This window comes from Blautia sp. AF19-1 (assembly GCF_003479155.1).
Lineage (GTDB): Bacteria > Bacillota > Clostridia > Lachnospirales > Lachnospiraceae > Fusicatenibacter > Fusicatenibacter saccharivorans.
Window position 1 is genome coordinate 20,769 of sequence record NZ_QUGQ01000015.1, and the last position, 12,359, is coordinate 33,127.

The window sequence follows — 12,359 nt, forward strand, 5'->3', positions numbered from 1 at the left end:
GAAATTATGAAGGAAAGCAGCAGTTACATTCAGCCAGCCAGATCGTCTTCTGCCGGCAGTTCCGGTCCGGTCAGAGCGTACGGATCGAGAATGTCGTCGAGCTGTTTCTGTGTCAGCAGTTCGTCTTTCAGAACCAGAGAAGTAACACTCTCGCCCGTCTTCAGCGATTTCTTTGCAATCGAGGCCGCTTTCTGGTATCCGATATACGGGCAGAGCGCCGTTGTGATGCCGACACTCTTCGAAACGAGATCCTCGCATCGTTTCTCATTTGCGGTAATGCCGAGAATACAGTTCTTCACAAGCGTATTCACAGCGCCTGTCATCGAGGTGATGGAAGAGAACAGGGAGTAGAAGACAACCGGCTCAAACGCGTTCAACTCCATCTGGCCAGCCTCAGCCGCCATCGTGATTGTGGTGTCGTTTCCGATGACATGGAAGGCAACCTGTGTCACAACCTCCGGGATAACCGGGTTGATCTTGCCCGGCATAATCGAGGATCCGTTCTGCATCGGCGGCAGGTTGATCTCGCCGAATCCGGTCCGCGGTCCGCTGGACAGCAGGCGCAGGTCGTTGCACATCTTGGAGAGGTTGACGGCGCAGGTCTTTAACGTGTTGGAGATCGTCACAAATCCGTCGAGGTTCTCCGTCGCGTCAAACAGATCGTCCGCCTGCATCAGCGGATAGCCTGTCACAGCAGCGAGGGTCGGTACGATGTGGTGGAGATAGTAATCGGAAGCATTGATCGTCGTACCGATGGCTGTTCCGCCGAGGTTCAGGGTGAACAGCTCTTTTCTGGCGCATTCGATCCGGCGGATATCACGCTCGATCATCGTTGCGTAAGCGTGGAAGCTCTGGCCGAGACGCATCGGAACGGCATCCTCAAGCTGGGTTCTTCCCATCTTTAAAATGTGGTCAAATTCCTGGGACTTATCGAGCAGTGCTGCGTGGAGTGACTCGAGCGCATGCAGAAGATCCGGGAGCAGATCGAGTACGGTCAGTTTTCCTGCACTTGGGATAACGTCGTTTGTGGACTGTGCCATGTTGACGTGGTCATTCGGGTGGACAATGGTATAATCACCCTTGGTGCCGCCCAGGATTTCGATGGCGCGGTTTGCGATGACTTCGTTTGCGTTCATATTGGCACTCGTTCCGGCACCGCCCTGGATGCCGTCAACGATGAACTGGTCTTTTAATTTGCCGGCAATGATTTCATCACAGGCATAGATAATGGCAGCCGCTTTTTCCTCCGGCAGTCTCTGTGCTTCGCGGTTGGAGATGGCAGCTGCCTTTTTAATTTTCGCCAGATTCTGGATCATGACCGGGTGGATCGACGTTCCCGTGATGGGAAAATTCCGTTTTGCCCGCAGGGACTGTACCCCGTAGTAGGCGTCGGATGGGACTTCAAGGGAACCAATGGAATCTGCTTCAATTCTTGTCTTCATAATAATCTCCTTCTTTCTGCACGCATTGAGTTGTGTATATTGTCTGAAACAATTCTTGCTTTGCCTTTCGATACCGGAAGAATAACACCAGGGCAGAAATTTGTAAATACCGCCGCCGAAGAACTGTGGAATCTTATTTATTTTTGTATTTGATTTTAAATACCAAGGGAAAGAGGCACTTTTACTTATTTTTCGAAAGCAGTTTCCGCGAGGACACGTTTTCGTAGACAAAAAACGGCGAACGTGATATGCTGAACAGTATAAAAGTGAAAAAACAGGAGAGCAGCGTATGAAACATGAAAAAAGCAAGAACGATGCGATGCGCCATGAGCTCGATCACATCGATGCAAAAATCTTGAATCTCCTTCGGGAAAATGCCAGGATGCCGCTGAAAGAAATCGCGGAACACGTATTTTTATCCTCCCCGGCAGTTTCCGCCAGAATTGAGCGGCTGGAGAAGGAAGGCTACATTACAGGATATCAGGTCAAATTAAATCCGGCGCTTTTGGGATATCCGATCAAAGCGTTCATCAACCTCGAGGTTGAGCCGGTTCAGAAAAAAGAATTTTATCCCTATATTGAAAAGGTCCACAATGTCGTGGAATGTAATTGCGTTACCGGTGATTACTCCATGCTCATTGAGGGCCTTTTTGTTAGCACCATTGAGCTCGACCAGTTTATCGGCGAGCTGCAGCATTTTGGACGGACGCGGACGCAGATCGTGTTCTCGACCTCCGTGGAGCACCGCCAGGTGACCGCACACGAGGCAGAAGAATAGGCACCGGTCCGCTCCGGCGGCTTTGTGTACCGAAAAAAATGCTTTGCAGGAGAATGCTTTTGTGTTATAGTGATAGAATACACAGAGCATTTTGCGCCCTTTTCGGGACAGTGCTCCAAACGAAAAGATTCGAGGGAGGCCTGACCTTATTATGGAAGAAAAAGAAGTTGTTTCCAAAAATTTTATCGAGCTTGCGATTGACAAAGATCTGGCAGAGGGCGTTTACGACCATGTATGCACACGATTCCCGCCGGAGCCAAACGGCTATCTTCATATCGGACATGCAAAATCCATCCTGTTAAACTACGGTTTATCACAGGAGTACAACGGAGAGTTCCACATGCGTTTCGATGATACAAACCCGACGAAAGAGAAAACCGAGTTTGTTGATTCCATCAAAGCCGATATCCAGTGGCTTGGTGCAGACTGGAAAGATCATCTGTACTACGCATCCGATTATTTCCCACAGATGTATGAGGCAGCCGTAAAACTGATCAAAAAAGGAAAAGCATTCGTCTGCGATCTGTCCGCAGAGGAGATCCGTGAGTACCGCGGAACCTTAACCGAGCCTGGAAAAGAGAGCCCGTACCGCAATCGTTCCGTGGAGGAAAACCTGGACCTGTTCGAGCGCATGAAAAACGGCGAATTCGAGGACGGAAGCAAAGTACTCCGTGCGAAAATCGATATGGCATCACCGAACATCAACATGAGAGACCCGGTTATCTACCGTGTAGCCCATATGCATCACCACAGAACCGGCGATACCTGGTGCATCTACCCGATGTACGACTTCGCGCATCCGATCGAGGACGCCATCGAAGGCATTACCCATTCTATCTGTACGCTGGAGTTTGAGGACCACCGTCCGCTGTACGACTGGGTTGTACGCGAGCTGGAATATCCGATGCCGCCGCGCCAGATTGAGTTTGCAAAGCTGTATCTGACTAACGTGGTTACCGGAAAACGTTACATCAAAAAGCTGGTAGAGGACGGCGTGGTAGACGGCTGGGATGACCCGCGTCTCGTATCCATCGCAGCACTCCGCCGCAGAGGCTTTACACCGGAGTCCATCAAGAAATTCGTAGATCTGTGCGGTGTATCAAAAGCAAACAGCTCCGTTGACTATGCGATGCTGGAGTACTGCATCCGCGAGGATCTGAAGCTGAAAAAAGCCCGTACCATGGCAGTCTTAAATCCGGTGAAACTTGTCATCGACAACTACCCGGAAGACCAGATTGAGATGCTGGAAGTACAGAATAACCTCGAGAATCCGGAGCTTGGCAGCCGTCAGGTACCGTTCGGAAGAGAGCTGTACATCGAGCGCGAAGACTTCATGGAGGAGCCGGTCCGCAAATACTTCCGTATGTTCCCAGGCAATGAAGTCCGCCTGATGAACGCATACTTCGTCACCTGCACCGGATGCGAGAAAGACGAGAACGGAAATATCACCGTAATCCATGGAACGTACGATCCGGAGTCCAAGGGAGGAAATTCCCCGGACGGAAGAAAAGTAAAAGGAACGATCCACTGGGTAGCAGCAAAGACCGCCGTCAAAGCAGAGTGCCGTCTGTACGAAAACCTGATCGACGAGGAGAAGGGCGTTTACAACGAGGATGGTTCCATGAACCTGAATCCGAATTCCCTGACCGTATTAAAAGAGTGCTATCTGGAGCCGTCTTTAAAAGATGCGAAAGCATACGACAGCTTCCAGTTTGTCAGAAACGGATTCTTCTGTGTAGACGCAAAAGATTCCAAAGAGGATGCGCTGGTGTTCAACCGTATCGTATCCCTGAAGAGCTCTTTCAAGCTGCCGGCAGCGAAATAAATAAGAATTTTGAAATGGAACAGAGCAGCCGCCTGGATGAAACCGACATCCCAAGCGGCTGTTCTTTTTGTCAGGGAGATGGGAAGATGAATGAATTGACGATTTCGCTGGATCCGCATCGGAAGACACCGCTCTATGAGCAGATCTACGGTTTTATCCGCGAGGAAATCCGCGGCGGACGGATCCGTGCAGGGGAGCGGCTGCCGTCGGCGCGGGCGCTTTCGGGCTATCTGTCGGTGAGCCGGAGTACCGTGGATCTGGCGTATGAGCAGCTGGTATCCGAAGGGTATCTGGAGAGTGTGCCGTGCAAAGGCTACTTTGTCTGTGAAATTGAGGGGCTGTACCGCCTCGATGAAAAGAAAGAGGAGACAAAAGAGGATGATGCCGCGGAACAGATGCCGTTCCGCTACGATTTTGCCGTGACCGGTACGGCGCCGGGCGGATTTCCGCAGAACAGCTGGAAGAAGATCTCGAAAGAAGTCCTGCTGGACGCAGATGACAGCCTGTTCCAGCTCGGGGATGCGAAGGGCGAGCACGGTCTTCGGGAGGCAATCCGCGACTATCTGCACCACGCACGCGGCGTGAACTGCCGCACGGAGCAGATCATCGTCGGAGCGGGAAATGATTATCTGCTGATGCTGCTTTCGGTGATCTTAGGGCGTGGCCATAAAGTGGCGATGGAAAATCCGACCTACATCAGTGCCTACCGCTGTTTTGCGAAGCTTGGCTATGCGATGTGTACGATTTCGATGGACGAAGCGGGCATGCGGCCGGCGGAGCTGGAAAAAAGCGGGGCGGATCTGGCGTACATCATGCCGTCGCACCAGTTCCCGATGGGCATGGTCATGCCGATGAAGCGGCGGATGCAGCTCCTTGCGTGGGCATCGAGGGAAAATGGGCGGTATCTGATTGAGGATGATTACGACAGTGAATTCCGCTACAAGGGCCGCCCGATCCCGGCACTGCAGGGCAATGACACAGAGGGAAAAGTGATCTATCTTGGAACGTTTTCGCGGGCGATTGCGCCGTCCATCCGCATCAGCTACATGGTGCTGCCGGAGACGCTGCTGCCTGCCTACGAGGAGAACGGAAGATGCTTTTCCGCGACAGTTTCGAAGACGGACCAGAAGATTCTGGAAGAGTTTATGCGGAGCGGCGCGTTCGAGCGCCATCTGAACCGGATGCGTGCACAGTATAAAGGGAAACACGACCTGCTGATCCGGCTTCTGAAGGAGTTTGGGCGGGAGTACACGGTGTCCGGCGAGAATGCGGGCGTCCATGTGCTGGTCCACCTGCCGAGAGGACTCTCCGAAGCGGAGGCGGTGCAGCGGGCAAAAGAGGATGGTGTGCGCGTGTACGGGCTGGAACGGTACTGCATCGGCGCTGCCGCAGATCCCGCACAGGGCGGCACAGTGCTGCTTGGGTACGCCGGGCTTTCTGAGGAGGAGATTGCAGAGGCAGCTGCGATTCTGAAAAAGTGCTGGAATGCGTGAAAAAAGATATGAAAAAAACGGATTGCTTCGCCAGTAACAAAAACTGACGGAACAATCCGTTTTTACTGTTTGATAGAGAGTTACAATGCGGACAGGATCAGCAGCCCAGCTCTTCGGTCAGCTCGCAGATCTCATCGATGATCGATCCAATCGTCTCGATCGTATCGAGAAGCGGTGCATCCGTCGAGATATCAACGCCGGCCATTTTTGCCAGCTCTTCCGGTGTCTTCGTGCTTCCGGCGGTCAGTACCTTTTTCCAGTCATCGACAGCGGTCTGGCCTTCGATTTCGATGCGCTTGCAGACCTGTGTGGCAACGGTCAGTCCGGCGCTGTAGGTGTAGGAGTAAAGTCCCATATAGTAATGCGGCTGGCGCATCCAGGTGAGCGCTGCGTCATCGGAAATTTCCACATCATCGCCCCAGAACTTCTGCAGGGTCTCTTTCATAATGCTGCTTAACGTCTCAGCCTGTACGCTGTCGCCGGCATCGATGAGCTTGTAAACCTCGCGCTGGTAAGCAGCCTCCATCAGATGGGTGACGAAGTTATGATAATATGTGTTGCTGATCATACAGCTTAAAACCCAGCGGCGGAACCGTTTGTCCGGGGTCGTTTTCAGCAGATAATGAGCCATAAGAAGCTCGTTCATGGTAGACGGCGCCTCGACAAAATAAGAGGAAACCTCGGTATCGAGAATCGCCTGTGCGCCGTTGCAGAGACGGAAATGGCCGGCGTGGCCGAGTTCATGCGCCAGCGTGAAAACATCTGCCATGCGGTTATTCCAGCTTAAGAGAATAAAGGAACCTTTTCCGTACGGGCTGGCACAGAAGCCGCCGGTGGATTTTCCCTGGTTCTGTGCAAAGTCAACCCAGCGTTTTTTGTAGGCCTCCTGAATCATGGAAACGTAATCATCACCGAGAATGGCAAGACCTTTTTCGATGTACTGTTTTGATTCCTCGATCGTGACAGACGGATCGTACTCCGGGTCGACGGCGATTTTCAGATCGGCGAAGGTCATGCGGTCAAGGTTGTGGACCTTTTTCAGCAGGCGGGCATATTTGCGCATATGCGGAGCCAGGCGGGTGGTGATGAGATCGATCTGGCGGTTGTACAGCTCACGGCTGACCTGCTGCGGGAACAGCAGAGAATCGATGACGGAATCGAAGCCGCGCAGCGTGGCCATGGTCTTTTCTGTCTGCAGCTGGGCATTGTAAGCAGCTGCCGTTACATTTTCGTACTGTCTGATTTTTGCAGAAAAGGCGGAGAATGCACTGCGGCGGATATCGGTGTCTTTTTCGTACTCGTAATTATCCTCAAACAGGGAGTAGCCGAGCGGATATTCTTTTCCGTTTACGGTGAAAGAATCAAATTTCATATCGGCAAGCTTTGCCATGTTGTAGATCTGGTACGGAGCCGAGAAGGTCTGGGACAGAGCGGAAATGGCACGCTCGGTTTCCGGGCTCAGGCGGTGTGCCTTGTTGCGGAGAATCTCGGCGAGATAGCAGCGGTTCGTATCTGACTGCTGCATGGCCTCGTTCAAAACATCCTTGGACTGTTCGGAAAGCTCGCTCTCGATAAAGGTGAGACGGCTGAAAATCTCAGAGATCAGGCTGTTGATGCGGTCGTTGCGCGTCTGGTTTGCACTGTTGTAATAGTCGACAGAAACGGCGAGATCGCAGTAGTTGGCGGTCAGTGTGATCAGACGGTAGACCTCCTGGTAATCGTCGAGGCAGTGGTTGATCGTGGCTGCATCGGTGAGGTTTCCTTTGTAGGATGCTTCCATAGAAAGACTTAATTCTTTCATTTTCTGCGCATCAGCCAGCATGGCCTCCTCGGTTGGATAAATTAAAGACAGGTCCCAGGTAAGTTCTACAGGAACGTCATCGCGTTTTGCAAGTTCCATAACAATCTCCTTTCCATAAAAAAGGGGAGGTTTCCCTCCCCAGGAATTACTTCCTTATGTTTCTATATTCTGTTTTTGGGTTTTATTCTGCGGTTACTTCGCTTTCTTCCTGCGGAGAAACTTCACGATCCGCAGCAGACGGTGTTTCTTCTGCGGCGCCTGCAGTTTCTTCTGTTGTTTCTTCCTCGCAAGAATCCGCTTCATCATCGCCAGATTCCAGATCCGGTGCAGCATCCTCCGCACCTTTCGTTTTCGGAAGGGTCGTATAAGTACGTTCAGCAGGAGCAGGCTCTTCCTCTTCAAATTCGTCTTTAAAATCGTCAAAATCTGTTTCAAGATCTGCTTTTCCTTTCCGGATAAAATAGACTGCCGCACCGCAGGCTGCGCCGACAGCGGCAGAAGCCAGAGTAAGCAGAATACGTTTTGATTTTCGTGACATCTCGATTCAAGTCTCCTTTCAAATGCCGTCCTTTGAAACTATTGTAATACAGTTTCAACAAAAAAGAAAGTAAAATCTTACAGAATTCGGAAAAAGTGCCAAAGAAAACAAGAAAAAGAAGGTTTCCTGACACAGAAACAGAATCAGGCAAGGATAAACTTACGAAGAATCTCCGCCACGCCGCTGTGATTGCAGTCGTTTTCCGTGATATAATCGGCACTCGCCTTTACGGCATCGGTCGCATTTTTCATGGCGGCACCGACGGCAGCGGCCTCGATCATCGAAATATCATTTTCCTGATCTCCGGCAGCCACGGTGTTGGCAAGCGGAATCTGAAGAAGCTCGCAGAGTTTTTTCACGGCATGGCCCTTGGAAACGTGTTCCGGGACATGCTCGAGGTAATGCGGGCTGGAGTAGAACATCGAAATTTTTCCTTTTGCCCACGGCTCCATGGCAGCGCGGTAAGCGTCCATTTTTGCACGGTCGTGGAGATCAATCACGATCATCTTGCACGGCTCCTTGGCGAGGTGTTCCGGCAGAAGCGGATCCTCCACGACGGGAATGTGGATTGCCTGCGTGTAAATACGCGTTTCCTCGCCCACATGGCGGCAGAGAAGAGAGGTGTCGGAGTAGGTGTGGCAGTAGAGGCCTGCCTCCTGCGTTTTTTCGAAAATGACGCGTGCATATTCGAGCGGAATCGTGCGGCGGTGCAGCGTTTTTTGCGCAGCACAGTCGTAAATCAGTCCGCCGTTGAAAGCGATGGCATAGCAGCCTTCGCGGTCAAGTCCGAGCTCTTTTAAGATCGGCAGAAAGCCGGAGAGCGGGCGGCCGGTGTTGAACACAATTTTGTGGCCGGCGGCAAGTGCCTCTGAAATGGCATCCATGTTTTCTTTTGTCACCTGCTTTTCGGAATTTAGCAGGGTATCGTCCATATCGGTAAAAAATATTTTCACAGTCTGATTCATATTCTCTATTTTCCTTTCCAAGAATCTGAAAAACAGCTTCATTTTATCACAAAGTGCAGGAAAAGAAAATATGGTTGCGCAGGGAGAAAATACAGGATATAATGATTGCGGACAAGAAGAGAGAGAAGAAAGAAAATCGAAGAACAAAAGAGACAATGAAGGGAAGTCAGAATATGATAAAAGCTTGTATCTTTGACCTGGACGGCACCATCGCAGACACTGTAGAGTCGATTGCGCACGCAGTCAACCGCGTTCTGGAACATTTTGGACTTGTGCAGCGCCCGGTAGAAGCCTTCAACTTTTACGCCGGAGACGGTTTCGATCTGGCAGTGGAGCGCGCTTTAAAAGACGCCGGAGATGCAGAACTCAACTATCTGCAGGAGGGCATCCGCCTTGGCCGCGCGTGGTTCAACGAGGACCCGCTGTATCACGTAAAACCGTATCCTAATATGCGGGAAACCCTGACCGCGCTGCGGGAAGAAGTTCCGATTGCCGTATGTTCCAACAAGCCGCACGAGGCGGCCATCCACGTCGTGGAGAGCGTGTACGGACCGGGCTTTTTCAACCGGATTCAGGGGCAGACCGCAGAAATCCCGAGAAAGCCGTCTCCGATCGGTGCGCTCGCGATTGCAGACGCACTCGGCGCCAGACCGGAAGAGTGCCTGTACTTTGGCGATACCAATACGGATATGCAGACCGGAAACGCCGCAGGCATGTTTACCGTTGGTGTGACGTGGGGATTCCGCCCGCGCCAGGAGCTGATCGACAACCATGCGATGGAGCTGCTCGACCGGCCGGAGGAAATCTTAACGCTTTTTCACAGAAAGAATCAGGAAAAATAAAACGAACAGAGGAGAAAACCAGAATGGGAGAATATACTGAAGAATGCATCAACACATTTTTAATGAATCAGGGCCAGTTATTCGACGAGCCGGTGGCTGAAAATTACGATGAGGCAGAGGCCTTTCTGGAGGACTGCCTTGCAGTCGTTGCCGACAATCTGGACGACGTGCGCGCCTACATGGAAGAAGAGGGCATGGACGTGGAAGAAATGTCGGATGCAGAATTAGAAGAGCAGAGCGAAGTCTTTGCCCTGCCGGACGGCCAGTATCTGATCGTGATGGGATAAAAAACGAGAGGAAATTAAAAAAGAATGAAATATGATGTCATTATTATCGGCGCAGGCCCGTCAGGTATTTTCTGTGCCTATGAACTGCTGAAAGAAAAACCGGATCTGAAGGTGCTGATGATCGAAAAAGGACGTTCGATCGAGAGCCGTCAGTGTCCAAAGAGAAAAACGAAAAAATGCGTGAACTGCAAACCGTGCTCGATCACAACGGGATTTGCCGGAGCAGGCGCATTCTCCGACGGAAAGCTTTCTCTTTCCCCGGATGTCGGTGGAAATCTGCCGGAGATTTTAGGATATGAAAAGACGGTTGAGCTGATCCATGAGTCCGACCAGATCTATCTGGATTTCGGCGCAGACAAGAATGTTTACGGTGTCGATAAAGAAAAAGAGATCCGTGAGATCCGCCGCAGAGCGATCAACGCCAACCTGAAGCTGATCGAATGTCCAATCCGCCATCTCGGAACCGAGGAGGGATACAAGATTTACAGCCGCCTCGAGGATCACTTAAAAGAGATCGGCGTGGAGATGAAATTCAACACGATGGTCAATGATATTACGATCGAGGACGGCCGTGCGACAGCTGTAACACTTGAGGACGGAACGGTTTACGAGGCAGATGAGATTGTCTCCGCAGTAGGCCGCGAGGGAGCCGACTGGTTCTCACATATCTGCAACGGCCACGGCATCGAGACCGAGGTCGGAACCGTCGATATCGGTGTCCGCGTGGAAGTCCGTGACGAGGTCATGGAGTTCCTGAACAAGAACCTGTACGAGGCAAAACTCGTTTACTATACCCCGACTTTTGACGACAAAGTGCGTACCTTCTGTACGAACCCGTCCGGTGAGGTGGCAACTGAGTATTATGAAAACGGTCTGGCAGTTGTAAACGGTCACGCCTACAAATCCCAGGAGTTCAAGACAAACAACACGAACTTTGCCCTCCTGGTATCCAAGAACTTTACGAAACCATTTAAAACCCCGATCGAGTACGGCAAACAGATCGCACAGCTTTCCAACATGCTCTGCGACGGCAAGATCCTCGTTCAGACGTACGGCGATTTCAAACGCGGAAGAAGAACGACAGAAGAGCGTCTCTGCCGCAATAACCTGATCCCGACCTTAAAAGATGCCGTTCCGGGCGACCTTTCCCTGGTATTCCCGCACCGTATCATGGTCGACATTGCCGAGATGATCGAAGCCCTCGACAAAGTAACACCGGGTATCGCCAGCGATGAGACACTGCTGTACGGCGTAGAAGTCAAATTCTATTCCAACAAAGTTGTCGTAGACAAAGACTTCTGCACCAGCGTCAAAGGCCTCCGCGCCATCGGCGACGGCGCATCCGTAACCCGCGGCCTCCAGCAGGCAAGCGCAAACGGACTGTCGGTTGCGAGAAGCATTCTGAAAAGCATGAAATAAGAGAGAACGAAAAAAGATCCTTCGTCTGTGAAATGAGACGGAGGATCTTTTTTTGCGCCGGAAAGAGGGGTGTTTCAGATTATATGCCGTACAGCTTCCGGAACTGCTTCGGCGTTGTCCCGGTCTGCTGGCGGAAAACCGAGATAAAGTAGCTGACATCGCGGTAGCCGCAGAGGGCTGCGATGCCGTCGAGCGTAGTGTAGGGACGGCTGATGAGAAGCTCCTTGGCGCGGCTGATGCGCAGAACGCTGATGTACGAGCGGACAGAGCTGCCGACAAAACGCTGGAACAGGCGTGTCAGATACTGCGGCGTGATATGGAGCTGTTCCGCGAGATCATCCACATTGAGCGGGTCGGAAAGATGACTTTCGATTTCCTGCATTGCCGGGCGGACATACTGGAGATACAGCGGATGCTCCGTCCGGGAAAGGCCGGTGCGGAGCTGGGAAAGGCGTGTCAGGAACTCAAAGCATCCGACGGAGAGCGCAGCATCGTCGATGTCATTTTTCAGAAAATGTGAGTCGATTATGCGGTCAATCCATTCCTGAAACCACGCGCCCTCTGGGGCCGGAACGAAAAGATACGGCGAGACGGCACAGATTTTATAGAGATCATCGGAGAGCTTTCCGTCAAAGGTCAGAAAGGATGTAAACCACATCCCGCTGCCGTCGTTTTCGCGGTATTCATGCGGCACATGCGGAGCAATCAGAACACCGTCACCTGGTTTCAGCAAAAGTTCCTGACCTTCGAGGGTCAGCAGCCCTTCGCTGCGTTCCGTCTGAATCCAGTGATATAAGGGGAATCCGTTCGGGCGCACAACGGGCTCCTGCAGCCAGCGGTTGCCGATGCTGTCAGCGGAGAGGGAAAAATCAGAGGCGGATGGTTTAAAAAAAATAGGCATAACAGTCAGTTCCTTTCTGAAAGAAAAGTCTAAAATAAGATTCCGGAATGAGTTTCGAAAATTCATAC

The 12,359-nt window shown here is 51.7% G+C and carries 11 protein-coding genes; 6 read left to right on the forward strand and 5 right to left on the reverse strand.

Going from position 1 to position 12,359, the window contains the following annotated elements:
* Positions 1-29: 29 nt before the first annotated feature.
* Entirely contained in the window at positions 30-1,442 is a 1,413-nt protein-coding gene (locus tag DWX26_RS10885) for an aspartate ammonia-lyase (protein WP_022463078.1), read from the reverse strand.
* A gap of 289 nt (positions 1,443-1,731) precedes the next feature.
* Here DWX26_RS10885 and DWX26_RS10890 point away from each other — a divergent pair, with 289 nt between their 5' ends.
* The 3 genes from DWX26_RS10890 (at position 1,732) to pdxR (ending at position 5,538) form a co-directional block, all read left to right on the forward strand.
* Positions 1,732-2,220 (forward strand): Lrp/AsnC family transcriptional regulator, encoded by a 489-nt coding sequence (locus DWX26_RS10890; RefSeq protein WP_022463079.1) that lies wholly within the window; start codon positions 1,732-1,734, stop codon positions 2,218-2,220.
* Between the two features lie 151 nt (positions 2,221-2,371).
* Positions 2,372-4,045, forward strand: a complete 1,674-nt coding sequence (locus DWX26_RS10895; RefSeq protein WP_022463080.1) for a glutamine--tRNA ligase/YqeY domain fusion protein — start codon at positions 2,372-2,374, stop codon at positions 4,043-4,045.
* An 86-nt stretch (positions 4,046-4,131) separates the two neighbouring features.
* Positions 4,132-5,538, forward strand: coding sequence for a MocR-like pyridoxine biosynthesis transcription factor PdxR (gene pdxR, locus DWX26_RS10900; protein ID WP_055267548.1), 1,407 nt, complete (start codon positions 4,132-4,134; stop codon positions 5,536-5,538).
* 97 nt (positions 5,539-5,635) lie between these two features.
* Here pdxR and pepF read toward each other — a convergent pair whose 3' ends face one another.
* The 3 genes from pepF to DWX26_RS10915 form a co-directional block, all read right to left on the reverse strand.
* Positions 5,636-7,438 carry an oligoendopeptidase F gene (gene pepF, locus DWX26_RS10905; RefSeq protein ID WP_199676801.1) on the reverse strand — a complete coding sequence of 601 codons (1,803 nt, stop codon included), beginning with the start codon at positions 7,436-7,438 and terminating at the stop codon, positions 5,636-5,638.
* Positions 7,439-7,520: 82 nt separating this feature from the next.
* Positions 7,521-7,877, reverse strand: a complete 357-nt coding sequence (locus DWX26_RS10910) for a hypothetical protein (RefSeq protein ID WP_118601413.1) — start codon at positions 7,875-7,877, stop codon at positions 7,521-7,523.
* A gap of 143 nt (positions 7,878-8,020) precedes the next feature.
* Positions 8,021-8,842: a Cof-type HAD-IIB family hydrolase gene (locus DWX26_RS10915; RefSeq protein WP_158580605.1), complete on the reverse strand. Its 822-nt coding sequence runs from the start codon at positions 8,840-8,842 to the stop codon at positions 8,021-8,023.
* 173 nt (positions 8,843-9,015) lie between these two features.
* Between DWX26_RS10915 and DWX26_RS10920 the strand changes: the two genes are divergently transcribed.
* The 3 genes from DWX26_RS10920 to DWX26_RS10930 are packed head-to-tail and all read left to right on the forward strand — an operon-like array spanning position 9,016 to position 11,390.
* Positions 9,016-9,684 carry an HAD family hydrolase gene (locus tag DWX26_RS10920; RefSeq protein ID WP_118601440.1) on the forward strand — a complete coding sequence of 223 codons (669 nt, stop codon included), beginning with the start codon at positions 9,016-9,018 and terminating at the stop codon, positions 9,682-9,684.
* A gap of 23 nt (positions 9,685-9,707) precedes the next feature.
* Positions 9,708-9,971, forward strand: coding sequence for a hypothetical protein (locus DWX26_RS10925; RefSeq protein WP_055221292.1), 264 nt, complete (start codon positions 9,708-9,710; stop codon positions 9,969-9,971).
* A 24-nt stretch (positions 9,972-9,995) separates the two neighbouring features.
* Entirely contained in the window at positions 9,996-11,390 is a 1,395-nt protein-coding gene (locus tag DWX26_RS10930) for an NAD(P)/FAD-dependent oxidoreductase (protein ID WP_022463087.1), read from the forward strand.
* 79 nt (positions 11,391-11,469) lie between these two features.
* Here the strand turns inward: DWX26_RS10930 and DWX26_RS10935 are convergent, their stop codons facing one another.
* Positions 11,470-12,291: a helix-turn-helix transcriptional regulator gene (locus tag DWX26_RS10935; protein ID WP_118601415.1), complete on the reverse strand. Its 822-nt coding sequence runs from the start codon at positions 12,289-12,291 to the stop codon at positions 11,470-11,472.
* Positions 12,292-12,359 lie beyond the last annotated feature (68 nt).